Below are 14,341 nucleotides of genomic sequence, written 5' to 3'. Positions count from 1 at the left end.
CGCGCTCCGGATCACTCACGTCTTTCGGTGCCCCTCTTCGTACATGGCCTGGAACAGTGCGTTGCTGATCTTTGACAGTTGCATCGGCGGTACCCACCGTAGCCCCAGTCCCTTGGCCAACGCGATCACTCGTGCATGCGTCACCTGTACGGGAAAGATCTCCGTGTCCGAAAACCTCAACGCCATGGCCTTGCCCGACACATCGGCTGCGGCACGCACTTCGGCATGACCATATACGCCCAGGTGTTCGAATTGCGAGAAGAGGGTGTCGGGGTCGTCGATGACCACCTCGTCGAGGCGCGAGCAGCCGATGACCATCTTGCCCTGGTGCCCGGAAGCCCCCTCGCTGACGTACCACAGGATCCGGGCGGGAACGCTCTCTCCGCGGTGTCCGGACGAGCGGTAGTAGACATGCTCGCGGCTGATGCCCAGTACGTCGTCACGGGGAACGAGCATGGCCGGAACGTCGAAGAGCTCCGTGGACCAGCGCGGCTTGATGGGCGCGATGAAGGAGGGAAGGGCCGTGTCGATCAGTTTGGCCGGCCACCACACCCGCTCGGCCACGCTCGCGATCTCGGGCGACACACGATCATCCAGTCGTGGCGTCGACCGCCTCATCCGCCCCGCGATCTCCGCAGCCTTCTCCGAGACCGCCTCAGCAGGTCCGCAGACGTCGACCAGAAGTGCGGTGAAGCCGCTCTCGTCCTCGGTGAAGCCGTCGGCGCCGGCAGCCGCCATAGCCGTCGGAGACAGGAACGGATCGGTGATACGGACCGCCTGTGCCCCCCGCTCCCGGCCAAGGCGCTTGAGCATGAACAGCAGTTGCCGTGCAAGTGTCTCCTCCAGCGGGTGCGACGCCGTACGGAGGAACGCGACGTTCAACGTGCGGCCGTCCATCGCCCAGACGTAAAGGGCCACCGGGTGCCCTTCTCCATCCCGGAGCAACTCCCTGCGCCACAGCACCCCGTCATTGGCGAGGCTTTTCAGCCGCTCCGCGAAGCCCGTTCCACGGTCGCCCTCGGCCTGGTCGAAGAAGGCGACCAGCTCTCCTTCACCGCCTGGCGCGATCTCCTCGGCGGAGAAGGCAGTGCCCATGAGATCCGCAGGACGGTACACCTGGGCCTGGCGCAATTCGTCCACATGCAGCGTGACCACCGCCGGGGAGACGACCTTGACCCGTGCGACGTCCCAGGCGATGTCCGCTAGAGCCGCCAGTGCGGGATCGCGCGTCACCAGCACCTGGATCCCGGCACACGACGTCTCGGCCACGTAGCGCAAGCGGGCGCGCTGCCGATCATCGAGGGGAACATCAGGCAGCTCCTTCCTCGCTGCCGCGGCCAGCTCCTCCAAGCGGATGGCAACGGCAGCGCTGTCGGGAGACAGTGACCGCAACTCGGCAAGACCCGCACGCTGATGGTTGCGTTCCTCACGCTCCTCGACATCGCGTACATCATGCAGAAGCTGCGGAGTGAACGCGAGCTCGATCAGGTCGGCGAGCCATCCCGCTTCGAGAGCACGCGCCTCAGCAACAGCGCGCTCCGCTCCCGTACCGCGCAGCCCGGCGAACATGCCGTGGTCGACGGTCACCACCAGCAACGCATCACTCTGGGCCTCGGTGAACAGATCCTCGTGCCCCAGGTCGAGCCACCAGGTGTCCAGAGTCTCCTTGTCCTTGCCCCGCCCCAGACTCTCACCCTTGGGAACAAAGCCAAGCGCCGTCCACATACCGCTGAGCCCGTAGTCGCGCCGGCACTTCGCACGAATACCGAGCCGATGAGCATGCCGCGCGCGGATCGCCTCGATCAGCTCACGAGCGACACCCTTGCCCCGGTGCTCCTCCGCCACGCACAAATGAGCCAACCGCACATACAGACTCCGTTTGGGCAGCCCGAAGAGCGCATAGCCGACGACCTCCTCGTCATCCAAGGCCACCAGCAGGCCGCCGTCCTCGGCGTGCTTACGGTAGGCAGGCGGCGTGAGCAGACCCAGATACTTCGTGTAGCGGTCGCCCAAAGCGATAACCATGTCCAGCAACTCCGACTGATCCGCAGACACCGGCAGCACTCTGATCGCCATGTTCCCCCTCCGGTTCCCTCAACCGACAATGCCCCAGGACGGCATACTGCCCAACAGCGTCCGTGCCGAGCCACTGATTGATCAAAACCGACTAACTGACGGGAATCCATCTACTCTTGTTTCGTTCGAACCGGTTGCCAGGCGGCGGTGACTTTCGCGTCTGGCTGTGGCATGACCGGCACCGACGGTTGCTCGCCGGCCGCAGCGGTGACTGAAGGCCCCGACCGAAGCCACCGGGCTGACTCGCCAGCAGCGCACGGAGGTCGAGCTGACGGCAACGGCGAAGATCGCCGCCCGCACGGACACCCAATGCGCTCGCACAATGGCGGCTCATCGCTCCCCGGCGAAGAGCCGACCTGGACCGGTCGCTCCAGGTCCCGTTGTGATTCAGCCAAGGTTGAAGCGGAGCCTCAGCTGGGTGCTAACCAGTTCGTAGCCTGCGAGGTCCGGAGCGCCGAATGGGTTGGGCAGCACGGTGATGGCGCGGCGGTCGCGGTCGAAGACATGGGAGACGTACACGATGAAGTACGTCTCTCCTGGGGCCAGCCGGGAAGCGCGTCGCACCTCCGACTCGCCCAGGATGATCTCTCCGCTGTCGCCCGTGGACGCCTTGACCTCGTAGAGGTAGGTCTCGTCGCCGTCGTGGATGAGGAAGTCGTAGCCGAGCCGGTCGTCCCCCGGCTGTGCCCCGGCGAGTCCGTGCACGCGCAGGCTGGACTTCCATGAGTCCTGTGGTTTGACTCCGAACTGCTTGTGCAGCCAGGCGGCCACCGCTGCCTCACCCGCGACGCCCACTGGCATGGTGCGGTCCTGGTCGTTGCCCGTGGCCTGGTAGGAACCGCGCTGCGGTCCCGTTCCGGGCTGTGACGGGGTGCGCGGCCGGGGAATGCGGGGGGCGAGCGTGGTCACGGCCGTGGCCGAAGTGGCGCGTTGTTCCGGTGTCAGGTCCGCGGCCACCTCACGGGCCAGTGCGGCCAGGTCGTCGGGGCCCGCCGGGACGAGCCTGCCGTTCAGGGCCACTTGGGGGCCGGGCACGGGTGCTCCGGACTGGCCTGTGCCCGCGGCCGTGCCGCTGTTCCCGGCAGGCGCCGACGAGCGCGTCGGGGGCAGCCCGAGTTGGGCGCGCCTGTCCGACAGGGGCATGTCCGTCGGCCAGTGGCCGTGGTGGCTGAGCCAGGTGATCAACGCCTTCGTGGATAGGACCTCGAAGTCCAGCAGTCCTTCGTCGTCCAGCGCTCGCAGCACCTCCTGCGGGGGCGGCGGCACCACGGTGTGGCTCGTCGGGTGCAGACGCTGCCATTCCTGGATCAGCTGCCGTAGACGCGGCAGGTGCTGGTGGACGGCGGTGGTGGATGCTTCGCGGACCTCGGTGAGCGGCGGCAGCGCGCGGGACGTCGGCGGTTGTGCGGGGAGCGATCGGGTCAGCCAGGCGTCGGCGTGAGCTTGGAGGAGCTGGTCGGTGAGGTCCCAGAGTGTCGTGTGCCAGGTCGGGTCCGGCGCGAGTGTGGGCAGGCCCCGCAGGCGCACGTAGGCGGCCAGGGACCGGCCGGAGCGGTGGACGTCGGCGTGGGCGTCTCTGATCCGCTCGGCGAGTGCGGGACGGTTTCGCTGGAGCCAGGTCGCGAACTGCCGTTCGTGCCGGTCGGTGTTGTCGATCTGCGGCAGACTCAGTGCGCGCCAGGCTCGGTTGGCCTCGGCCAGGGTTACGGACAGGGCCCTCAGCTGCCGTTCCGGATCGTCGTCGTCGAGGAGCCGCATGAGGCGTTCCGCGTCCGGTGCGCCGGCGCGGGCGGTGAGCCAGGTCAGGAGGGCTGCACGGTCGGGGAAGTCCTCGACGCGCTGTTGGAGTTCCTCCGCGAGGTCGAGGTCGAGGCAGGCGAGGAGCGGCACGAGCCGCGCGCTGCCGGAGCGCTGCGAGGCCCGCTCGGCGAGGACGGCGCGCAGTTGGTGCTGCCGCAGCTCCAGGACGTCCGCGAGATCCTCCTCGGACACGTCGTCCGTCTTCAGGCCCCGCTCCTCCAGCCGGGTCAGGGCCTTCCACAGGATGTCCGCGAGGTAGGGCGCACGGATGAGGGCGGCCAGGGCGGGGGCGGCGGTACGGAGCACCCGCCAGCCGGTGCGCGGCCCACTGTGCACGACGACGACACAGGGCCGGTCGGGGTGCGGGTGAAGCAGGGCGCGGTGTGTGCCGTTCTCGGTGAGACGGTGTCCGGCGATCCAGACGACGGCCTCGTCGGCCACGGTCACCTCGCAGCGGCGCAGCAGCCCGGTCGACTCGGCCACGGTCACAGGCTCCGTCCGGGACGCGCGCTCCTCGTCGAACTCCACCAGGGCCGCGACCAGGGTGAGCAGCCAGGGGCCCGCGTACTGGGTCAATGGCAGGCGCGTCGCCTCACGGACGGGCAGCCCGTCGGCCTGGATGTCGTGTGCGGCGTCGCCGCACCGTTGGACGTCGAACGTCGCCCCCTGGTCGAGGAAGGCGTGGACCCGGGCGCCCAGCGCCCTGTCCCTGATCGGGATCACAGGTACCGGGACGCGGTCCAGGAGTGCCCGGTTCTGGGCGCCGTCCGGGTCTGGGACGAAGACCGTCTCGTCCGTCTCCGCCGGGTCCAGCGGTTCGAGGGCACCAGCCCGGTGGACCAGCAGCCGGTGCGGTGGCGTGGCGGGCCCGCCGTCGGCGGTGCGTGTGCCGCCGTCCGCGGGCAGCAGCTGGGCCCAAGCCTTCTCGTACTCCTGCCCGATCTCGTGCGCGTGCCTGCCTTCACGCAGGTGCGGGCCGGCCTGCACCAGGTTGGGCAGATGGCTGAGCCGGTCGAGCGCGGTGCCGGGGTCGTCCCAGGAGCGGATGCCGAGCAGGCCGAGGCGTGTCACGAGCTTGGCGGACCGCCTGCTGCGCAAGGTGGCGGGCACCACGCTGAGGAGCGGGGGCGGGGACTGCGTGCCCTGCCACCACCAGGCCCGGCCCGCCGTGGCGAACACGGTCCCCTCAGCGGGGGTGCCCGGGGCGGTGGTCTGCGGGATCCACGGCGCTTGGGCTAGGAAGGCGGCCAGCGGGGTGGGCCAGTGGGTCCCCGCGGAGTCGGTGTGGCGTACGAAATGCATCTCCAGCGCGGAGTCCGGCCAGGAGAAAGCGAGGCCGTGCACGATGAGTTCCGCGTAGAGCCTGCGGTCCTCCTCACCGAAGGCGGCGTAGTCGTCCTGGCCGGGTAGCACGGCCGCGGAACGGGCGTGTGAGTGGTAGGCCACCTTGAGGTAGCCGACCCGCCGCCGGTTCGGCCAGCGCTCGGCGGTCGTCCGCCACTGTGGCAGCAGATCCCGTCGGTTCGGAACCCAGAAACGGGCGGGCCAGTTGAGATCCTGGCCTCGCACTTCGGTGCGGAAGACCTCGTGCCGGGGACGCAGGCCGTGGGCGACGCCGTGCTGTTCGAGGAAGCGCCGCATGGCCTCGACTGGGAGCGTGTCCCCGCACAGCTCCTCGGGGCGCGGGAGGAGCCGCTGTTCCGTCTGGGTGAGTACGGACGACAGTCCCCGGACGCGCTCCAGGAACCGGGTCAGAGTGTCATCGATGGAAGAGTGCTCACCGGGCCATCCCGGCCCGAACATGGCACGGCTCGCCTCCTGCCAGCCGCCCCGGGTCGGTACCCGGAGCCCCTTCAGCTGCGGAGCCTTGTGCCCCTCGGTCTCCAGCGCGTGGGAGACCGCGCAGGCGTAGCGAAGGCAGGCCAGGCGCACGCCGTCCTCGACTCCGCCCTCTCCGTCCGCCCTCAGTGCCGCGGCCACGACCTCGAGCACCCGCTCGGCGCCGTACTCGTGGACGAGGCCGGCGGTCCTGAGCCAGGTGCGGCCCTGCGCTCTGCGCTTGCGGCCCTTGCCGGTCCAGGCGATGCCCTCGTGCACGAAGTGCAGACGGCCGGACAGCCCGTCGGGCAGGGCCGGAAGGGAGCCGCCCCGCGGGGACTCCCGGTCGAAGAAGACGCCTTCCGCGCTGGCTGGTGCCAGCGCGGGCCCGGACGTGAGGATGATCCGCTTGCCGGTCAGGGCCGAGCCGCCGGGGAACTCCTGCGAGAGGTCGTAGTAGAAGTCCGCCCACCATCCAGGGTCGAAGGGGGCACGGGCGGCGGCCTCGGCGAGCCTCTCCGCCCAGGAGGCCAGGCGCTCCGGCGGCGGTTCGAGGCGCGTGCCCACACTCCTCGCGAGAGACACCAGCCGCCGCAGCCGTACGGAATGCAGCTGCGGGTCGAGGAGATCGATGACCCCGCTGGCGGCGACCGCGTGCGGGGTGAAGGCCGTGGCGTGCTCCTTGCCTTCCCACAGCACTGCCCGGTGCAGGGAGGTGCGCGTGCCGGACGCCGTGGCGATCACAGGGATGAACGGGACCTGGGCGATGCCGTGGCCCAGCCGCTGGAAGGCGGAAGTGAGCCGGGTCAGTGCCGTGGGCGACCGCCAGCACATCAGGTCGACCAGCGCTCCGGCGGGAACGGGGGCCCGTCCCTCGCCGGTGGCGAGTACCGCGCGGGCACACGTCTCAGCCACGGTGTCGAGCAGCAGGCCGTTCCACGGCACCGCCTCGTTATACGAGCGCCGGTTCATCTCGGCGAAGAACGGGGCGTGGACGAAGCCGCGCACGGGCGCCGGGATCTGCTCGCCCATCGGCAGGAAGGTGTACAGCCGTCCCTCCCGCAGGGGATCGGCGACCGGTACGGCGACGCGAACCTCGGCCTTCTTCTCCCAGGCCATCCAGTCTCGTCGCATCCCGCTCTTCTCGATCGACGCCGTGAGCGCCTCCCGGGCGCGGTCCGGGTCGGCCTTCCCGCAGACGACGATCAGTCGCATCCGCCGGCGCAAGGTGACCTGCTGCACCTTCAGGCCGCGTGCCTGGTGAAGCACCTCCACCTGGCGGTCATACGTCTTACCCCGGGTTTTCCCTGCGACCCGCCGCTCCAGCCGGACACGTTCCAGGCGGTCAAGAAACAGCTCGAACGGGGCGCTGCCATCCATGAGTTCCCGCATCTGTGCCCCGGCGGCCGAGCGCGCGTCGGCCGACTTCAGCGGCAGACGGACGACGGTGACGAAGCCCCGGCGCACGAAGTTGTGGACGCTCTTCGGTGCCTCCTCCAGAAAAACCGGCACCTTCAGAGTGAGCAGGTTCTCCTTCAAGTAGTCGGCGAGGTCAACGCGTTCGGGTGCCACCTCCCGAGCGAGCGCGTCGTAGTCGTCAAGCCGGGCGAACCGGAAGGTGAACCCGTCGGGGACCCGGGATCCCTCCCTGGCCACGCTGTAGACCTCGGGGGCGTCGCACAGGTGCAGCACGCTTTTGAAGCCCACGCCCTTGTGGCCAATCCCGGCGTCGGCACGCTTGCTGGACAGGGCGATGCTGCACAAATCCTTGAAGTTCTTGCCGCCGAACGGCTTGCCGCCATTGGCCACATAGAGGGTGCCGTGCTCACCCTCGTCCTCGTCCAGCCGGATCTCGATACGTCCGTCGGCGGCGCCGGCCAGGTGCGCGTCGTGCGCGTTCTGCAACAACTCGATGAGCACCCGGCCCTCGTACTCGGGCGCGATGATCGTCTCGGCCACCGCCTTGGCCTCGCGTGCCGCGTCCCGGCCGTCGTCCCAGTCCCGCAGACAGCCCCGCACCTCGATCAGTGCCTTGTCGTGAACGCGCTTGCGCACCGCGGTCCTACGGCGCTCCCGCACCCGCTCCGCCGACCCCCGCCGACCCCCCGCTGCCATACCGCTGCTCCCCACCCCGTGCGCCTCCCGCCCCGCTCTGCCGGTGATCCTACTGAGCGGGAAGGAGCCCTGAAGGGCGTTTGACGCGAGCGGCCCTGTTGACTCCGCAGCACCTGCAAAGCGGCGCAACATAGCGCGGGATTGCCGGTTAGCCAAACCGGCAATCCCGCGGATCATTAATGGCCCACCGCCAACACCTGCTCGCATGTCGGAAGGAATCGCGAAGATGACACCAGATCGACTCCGAGAGCCAAGATCCCTGGTCCCCCTTCAGCGCAACGACCCCGTCACCGATCGCCGCGCTCTCTCAGCTGGAATCGGTGTAACCGCTACCGGCCCTTACCGCTGTGCCGTTTTTGCCAGCTGACTCCGCAGTACGGGACCCCAGCCACCGACTCCAAGAATAGCGATACCGCCTGAGCAAGGAGAAACACTTCGAAATGCATCAAGAAAGCAAAGCGCCGTCAGGCCCCCGCTACAGCCCTATCCGCATTCGGGCTACCTGGGACGGAACAGGGAGCGTGGAAGATGCATCAAGGGCACTGGGATTCTCACGAGCGAAGGGCTACAACCTTGTTCGTCGCGGAGAGTTCCCCTGCCGCGTGCTGCGCATCGGCCGTACGACACGTGTCGTCACCGCGTCCCTGCTCCGCGTGCTCGAGAGCGGGGTGCCTGAATACAACGGTACCCACGCCGACCGCGACACGTCGTAGCACGATTCGCAGAAGCCCCCTCGGGGTGCTTCCCGAACGGCTTCGTCGTATCAAGGACCGCGTCGGCAGCTCGCACAGGAGCACGTCCGGCGCATCCGCGACCGGGACCTCGCCGACTACGACCGTCTGGAGGCCATCGCTGTCGCCCACGCCGCCGAGCAGGAGCTGAGCAAGGCGTGGTGGAGGGCGGCCTGCTGGATGCTCCGGCTGGCCCTGGCCGTCCGGGATGCCGACGCGAGAACCTGGTCGCCGAGGAGGTCCTCGATGATCTGCCACGCAGCCAGAGCGCGGTCGCCGACATCCTGCGCGAGGCCAGCCTTCTCCGTCCACGTCGACGCCGCCGTCCCGCCGAAGCCGCACCGCAGCTGTCGGCACTGCGACTGCTGGGGCTTCCGCTCCGTCTGCTCCGGCTGCAGCAGCTGGAGCACGTGGCCAGGCCGGCACCCGGTCGGCGACTGCCGCCGCTGCGGACGCCGCAGCGCCCCGCTAATGCTGGACGGCATCTGCCGGGCCTGCTGCCTGCACATCGACCGTCACGCCCCGACGCCCGGACCGAGACATGGACCCAGCTGTGGTTCGGCGGCGACCTCGCACTCAGACTCGCGCTCCGCCCCGGAGCGCTCGGCTATCCGGCGCCGCACGACAGGGCCCGGCAACGAGCCGCCGCTGCACGTCCGCCGGCACGAGCAATCTCGCCCCACCTGGTCAACCCGGCACAGACCGTCCTGTTTCACGCCGACGTACTGGACCTGCATCGCCGTCGGGGAACTGGACCGCCTGCCCTCCCTCACCTCCACGCGCTCGGCCGGCGTGAGACCCGATGCCTCCTCCTGACCGATCTCGACCTCGCTCGCGGTCGCCTGACGGCCCGGCGGGACCTCCGGCACACCGTCTACCTCGACGAAGTCACCCACATCTTCGCGAGTGACTGGCTCCGCGACCGCCACCGACGGTGGCCCTTGACGGCCAATCCCTACCTGCTGGTCAGCCAGCAGACCGTGGCGGACGACCGGCTGCCGCCCGTCTCCACCATGGTCATGAACGACATCTTCCGGCCGCTCGGCCTCACTCTGTCCAAGCTCCGCCAGGACCGCATCTTCGACGAGGCCAGCCAGACCGCCGACCCCGTCCACCTCATGCGCGTCTTCGGCATCGCCGCCGAGACCGCGATGAAGTACATCGACACCGCCCACCCAGAACGCCGGTCCACCCTCTGGCGATAACCATTCCTTGCCAGGAAACCCAGTTGGAGAGCTCGCTAGTCCGCTGCCAAGGTGGTTCCCGTGACCGAGAGCACCTTCTACTCCGACCGCGCTGGGCACGGCAGACCGCGCGTCAGCGAAATCATCACCACCGAGGCCTGGGCAGGAATCACAGTCCTGATCCAGCAGCGGATCAACGATGGCTCGCTCGCACGGGCCTTTCCCCGGTACGACTGTCCGGACGACCGCGGTCGCAACACCATCACCGGTGCGGACGAAGAGAAGTTCCTCCACTCTCTCAAAGCCCATGTCCCCAAGCTGGTCGAGCCCCCGGCGCCGCCTGATGAAGAGCAGCACACCGAGTCCGACGAGATCTTCTTTGACCGGCCCTCTCCAAGGGCTCACACCCAGGCACCGACTCGAGCTCCGCTTGATCCAGACAAGGCACCGGACACCGCCACCGCGCTGGATGTGGTCGACTTCGTCGCTCTCCACATCGAACAGCCGAGCCACAGCAAGCCCCATAGCTGGTGCTTCGAACACACCGACTACACCTTCGATACACAGCGAGCCAACCTGCACTTCAACGGCGGCCTGACGCCGGGACAGGAGCAGTTCCAACGCGACGTTAACCTGCTGTTCGCCAGGAACGGGATCGCCTTCGCCATCGGTGACGACATGCGCGTCCGACGGCTCGGGCCGCCCGAGGCGCGTCCGCTGGTCTCCGATTTCAGGCCCGACACCGGAGACCCACAGCTCGATGACAAGCTCAACGACGCGATGGCCCGGTTCTTGTCCAGGAACCCGCTCGACCGGCGGGACGCTCTTGAGAAGCTCTGGGACGCCTTCGAGCGGCTCAAGACTCTCGAACTCGGCGGGGACAAGAAGAAGGCATCCGCGGAACAGCTTCTGGTCCGTGCTGTCCCTGGCTTCGAACCGTTTCGCGACCTTCTGGAGACCGAGTTCAGGACACTGACGAGCACAGGCAACAACTTCACGATCCGGCACCACGAGCACGGCAAGCACGATCTCCCCGACGGCTCTGCCGTCGACTACCTGTTCGTCCGGCTTGCCTCGCTCATCTCTCTGGTCCTGCGCAACACCGGCCGCATGGATACCCAACAGGAGGCGAAATCGGCGGCAGGAACCCGCATCGACTGAACGGGTAGGCTTCCGACGATGCGTGGGTTCCACCCTGTCCACGTCCAGGAATCCGCGAACCCACGCGCTTCCAAGCCGGGAAGCATCGCCTACCACCACATCTCGGACACCTACATCGCGTTGTTCACGCACTTCATCCCGTGCGAGGTGTGGGAGGCCGTCTACATCATCGAGGGCCTGCTCAAGAACGCCTCCAAGGTCAAGCCCACCACCGTGCACGCGGATACCCAGGGCCAGTCTCTGCCTGTCTTCACCCTCACCCATCTGCTGGGCTTCGACCTGATGCCGAGGATCAGGGACTGGAAGGGGCTGACCTTCTACCGGCCCAGCAAGACCACCGAGTACGTGCACATCGACGCGCTGTTCGGCGAGGCAGGGAGGAACTCAATCGACTGGGAGTTGATCGCGTCCCAGTTCCGGCACCTGATGCGGGTGGCGGTCTCCGTGCGCGAGGGCGTCGTCTTATAGAACCGGGCAGATGTCCCCCAGGATGTTGCCCAACGGGTGTGGCTCTATCACCGACGCCCCTATAACGCGGGGGCGCGGGAAACCGGTCTGACCAGGTTAAAGACCTCGCGGGCGGCATACCGCTTGAGGCATCGGATGATCTCGCGTCGGGTCTTGCCCTCCTGGGTGCGGCGTTCGTAGTACGCCTGGGTGCGCGGGTCGTGGCGCAGGCGGGTGAACACGATGCGGTGCAGGGCTGCGTTCGCCTGCCGGTCGCCGCCGTGGTTGAGGCGGCGCGTGATGCGCCGCCCGGAGGAGTACTCGATGGGGCTGACTCCGCAAAGGGCAGCAAAGGACGCCTCGGTGTTCAGCCGCTCGGGATTGTCCCCCATGGTGATCAGGAGTGTGACGGCGCTGTCCGGGCCGATGCCCATCGGTAAGAGCAGCTGTGGGGCGTGGCGTTCGACGAGCCGGGTCAGGCGCTGGTTCAGCTCATCGATCTGCCCGGTGAGCTGCTCAACGCGCTCGGCGAGCATGCGCAACGTCAGGTGGGTGGCCTGGGTCACCGCGTCCTCGTCTCCCCCACCGCCGGGTAGGCCGAGGCGTGCGCAGGTGCGGAACAGCTCGCGGTTGCCCAGACTGGACAGCCGTTCCCGCAGGGCGGGATCGGCGATTACCAGGACGGCTTTGAGCTGGTTGATCGCCTGGGTACGGGCCTTGACCGCGGAGTCCTTGGCGAGTTTGTAGATCCGGGCGCTGTGCACCGGACCGTCGCCGGACTTGGCCCGGGCCCGGGCGCGGCCACTGAGCACGGCCCGCGCGGCGGCCTGCGCGTCGAGCGGGTCCGACTTCCCCAGTAGCCGGCGGGCTGAGCGGTCGGGGCGGTTCACCTCGAACACCTGGATCTGCTGGGCCAGCAGGTAGCGGGACAGGCCCGCGCCAAAGGTGCCGGTGCCCTCCACACCGGCCCGGCGCACCGTCCCCCGCTTGCGGGCCCACACGAGCAGCTGCCGATAGCCGGCCGCCGTCGCGGGAAAGGACTCCGTTCCCAGGATCTTCCCGAGCGGGGAGATCACGGCGGCAACATGCACCTCGCCGTGCGTGTCCACGCCCAGGACGACCTCGCGCCGAACGGGCGGATCCGTGCTCGAGGAGGTGCTGCGCTGTCTGGTCGTCATGATGGTTGGCCTCCCGCGTGGTGACGTGATGGGTGGATGGCACCGGCCTGCTCGGGCGGTCTGGACCGTGATGGCGCCTGAACTCGGCAAGGCCCCTATTGGGACACGCCCTGTGGCTCGGTGGCAGGCAGCATCCCGCAACGGCAGCCGACAGGTCCGTGACTGGACACTTCGGTCATAGATCTCACGAGTCAGACCCCCGCCCGGGACGGCACTGCGCAACCGTCCCATCGATGCCGGTACAGCGGCGTGACTCGATCACTGCCGGATGACTTCGGCCGAACGGATGCTCAACCTGACTGAGCGGGCTGACAAAGCGTTGACTCTCGTCCACTCCTGACCGGTATTGGCAGGGAGACGTCACGCAAGGAGGTGGTGCTCACCGGCTGCGGCAGCTGCGGCTCCACCGGCGCCCAGCGCAACCTGCTCGGCTTCAAGGACGGCATCGCCAACCCCGACGTCGCCTCGTTCCGAGAAAGCAACCGTCCCATATGGGGAGGGGGCGGCGCCGACGAGCCCGCCTGGGACAGGGGCGGCAGCTACCAGGTCATACGGATCATCCGCGTGCTCGTCGAGTTCTTGGACCTGTCTACCTCACCGAGCAGGAGAAGATGTTCGGCCGCCGCGAGGACACCGGCGCCCCGCTCGACAGCGTCAAGGAGACCGATGTCCCCAACTACGCCAAGGATTCGCACGGCAACCCGATCTCCCTCGACGCCCATATCCGCCTCGCCAACCCACGCACCGCCGCCACGGACGACTCCCGTATCCTGCGCCGCGGCTACAACTACGACCGCGGAATCGACGATGTCGGCAACCTCGGCATGGGCCTGGTCTTCTGCTGCGCCGGGCGGGAAGTGTGACGGCCGCCGCCCGGCGCCCCGATCACCTCACCCACTCGCACTCACGGTCATCTGGGCGCAGATCGTTTCGTGTCAGGGTCGGCTTCCCGAGTGGCGGCCCATGCGGAGAGCAGGCGCAGTCCTTCTTCGGAGGGTGAGCCGGGTTCGGCGGTGTAGATGGTGAGGGTGAGGCCGGGTTCTGCGGCCATCTCCAGGCCCTCGTAGGCGAGGGTGAGGTCGCCGACGGCGTGGTGGTGGAAGCGTTTGGTGCCGGTGCCGTGGTGGCGGACGTTGTGGGCGCCCCAGCGGGTGCGGAAGTCGTCGCTGCGGGTGGACAGCTCGCCGACGAGATCGTGGAGGTCCTTGTCGTGGGGGTTGCGGCCGGCTTCGGTGCGCAGGATGGCGACGGAGATGTCGGCGGCCTGGTCCCAGTCCGGGTAGAAGCGGCGCGAGGCGGGGTCGAGGAACTGGAACCGGGCCAGGTTCGCCTGGTTGCCGGCCGTGGCGTAGACGTCGGCGTAGAAGGCGCGGGCGAGCTGGTTGGTGGCGAGCAGGTCCATGCGGCCGTTGCGGACGAACGCGGGCCCCGCGGTGACGGCGTCCAGCACCCATTGCAGGCTGCGGTGCGACGTCCAGGCCCGGGTGGTGCGGCGGCGTGGCCGGGTGAGGGCGTCGGAGCCGTCGGCGGCCTGGGCGAGATTGAGCAGGTGGGCGCGTTCGGCGTCGTCGAGCTGGAGGGCGCGGGCGACGGCTTCGAGTACAGCGGGGGAGACGCCGGCGAGGTTGCCGCGCTCGAGCTTGGCGTAGTACTCCACGCTCACATCGGCCAGGGCGGCGACCTCGCTGCGGCGCAGTCCGGGAACCCGGCGGCGGATGCCGGATGGCAGGCCCGCCCGCTCGGGAGTGATCTTCGCGCGCCGCGAGGTGAGGAACTCGCGGACCTCCTCACGGTTGTCCATGCCTTCGACGGTACGTCCCGCCCGCCGCCG

Annotated in this window: 8 protein-coding genes and 2 pseudogenes; 5 read left to right on the top strand and 5 right to left on the bottom strand. The window is 68.6% G+C overall.

The features are described 5' to 3' along the window. Positions 1-15: 15 nt before the first annotated feature. Positions 16-2,076 carry a GNAT family N-acetyltransferase gene (locus ACFYZQ_RS16280; protein ID WP_389147222.1) on the bottom strand — a complete coding sequence of 687 codons (2,061 nt, stop codon included), beginning with the start codon at positions 2,074-2,076 and terminating at the stop codon, positions 16-18. Between the two features lie 387 nt (positions 2,077-2,463). Next, positions 2,464-7,809: a sacsin N-terminal ATP-binding-like domain-containing protein gene (locus ACFYZQ_RS16275; RefSeq protein ID WP_389147219.1), complete on the bottom strand. Its 5,346-nt coding sequence runs from the start codon at positions 7,807-7,809 to the stop codon at positions 2,464-2,466. A 440-nt stretch (positions 7,810-8,249) separates the two neighbouring features. Between ACFYZQ_RS16275 and ACFYZQ_RS16270 the strand changes: the two genes are divergently transcribed. Then, a complete protein-coding gene (locus ACFYZQ_RS16270; protein WP_389147216.1) occupies positions 8,250-8,522 on the top strand; it encodes a helix-turn-helix domain-containing protein in 273 nt (90 codons plus the stop codon). 116 nt (positions 8,523-8,638) lie between these two features. Here the strand turns inward: ACFYZQ_RS16270 and ACFYZQ_RS16265 are convergent, their stop codons facing one another. Next, complete coding sequence (locus ACFYZQ_RS16265) at positions 8,639-8,950, bottom strand: hypothetical protein (protein ID WP_389147213.1); 312 nt, start codon at positions 8,948-8,950, stop codon at positions 8,639-8,641. A gap of 531 nt (positions 8,951-9,481) precedes the next feature. Here ACFYZQ_RS16265 and ACFYZQ_RS16260 point away from each other — a divergent pair. The 3 genes and pseudogenes from ACFYZQ_RS16260 to ACFYZQ_RS16250 form a co-directional block, all read left to right on the top strand. Then, entirely contained in the window at positions 9,482-9,745 is a 264-nt protein-coding gene (locus tag ACFYZQ_RS16260) for a hypothetical protein (RefSeq protein WP_389147210.1), read from the top strand. 60 nt (positions 9,746-9,805) lie between these two features. Further along, positions 9,806-10,885: a hypothetical protein gene (locus ACFYZQ_RS16255; protein WP_389147208.1), complete on the top strand. Its 1,080-nt coding sequence runs from the start codon at positions 9,806-9,808 to the stop codon at positions 10,883-10,885. Positions 10,886-10,942: 57 nt separating this feature from the next. Further along, positions 10,943-11,347, top strand: a pseudogene (locus ACFYZQ_RS16250) (Tn3 family transposase); the annotation flags it as partial. A gap of 65 nt (positions 11,348-11,412) precedes the next feature. On the opposite strand, the gene ACFYZQ_RS16245 reads toward ACFYZQ_RS16250, so the two are convergent. Beyond that, complete coding sequence (locus ACFYZQ_RS16245; RefSeq protein ID WP_389147205.1) at positions 11,413-12,510, bottom strand: IS110 family transposase; 1,098 nt, start codon at positions 12,508-12,510, stop codon at positions 11,413-11,415. A gap of 405 nt (positions 12,511-12,915) precedes the next feature. Here ACFYZQ_RS16245 and ACFYZQ_RS16240 point away from each other — a divergent pair. Further along, positions 12,916-13,370, top strand: a pseudogene (locus ACFYZQ_RS16240) (Dyp-type peroxidase); the annotation flags it as partial. Positions 13,371-13,420: 50 nt separating this feature from the next. On the opposite strand, the gene ACFYZQ_RS16235 reads toward ACFYZQ_RS16240, so the two are convergent. Then, positions 13,421-14,311 (bottom strand): helix-turn-helix transcriptional regulator, encoded by an 891-nt coding sequence (locus ACFYZQ_RS16235; RefSeq protein ID WP_093498187.1) that lies wholly within the window; start codon positions 14,309-14,311, stop codon positions 13,421-13,423. Positions 14,312-14,341: the final 30 nt, after the last annotated feature.

Origin of the sequence: Streptomyces sp. NPDC001843 (genome assembly GCF_042891955.1) — a bacterium.
Classification (GTDB): domain Bacteria; phylum Actinomycetota; class Actinomycetes; order Streptomycetales; family Streptomycetaceae; genus Streptomyces.
Note: the sequence above shows the minus strand (reverse complement) of the source record. Positions and strands in the feature narration are given on the sequence as shown.

What these genes read in the sequence shown, in the direction of transcription:
- ACFYZQ_RS16280 (WP_389147222.1), bottom strand. Translation starts at nt 2,076, where the DNA reads ATGGCGATCAGAGTGCTGCCGGTGTCTGCGGATCAGTCGGAGTTGCTG.
- ACFYZQ_RS16275 (WP_389147219.1), bottom strand. Translation starts at nt 7,809, where the DNA reads ATGGCAGCGGGGGGTCGGCGGGGGTCGGCGGAGCGGGTGCGGGAGCGC.
- ACFYZQ_RS16270 (WP_389147216.1), top strand. Translation starts at nt 8,250, where the DNA reads ATGCATCAAGAAAGCAAAGCGCCGTCAGGCCCCCGCTACAGCCCTATC.
- ACFYZQ_RS16245 (WP_389147205.1), bottom strand. Translation starts at nt 12,510, where the DNA reads ATGACGACCAGACAGCGCAGCACCTCCTCGAGCACGGATCCGCCCGTT.
- ACFYZQ_RS16235 (WP_093498187.1), bottom strand. Translation starts at nt 14,311, where the DNA reads ATGGACAACCGTGAGGAGGTCCGCGAGTTCCTCACCTCGCGGCGCGCG.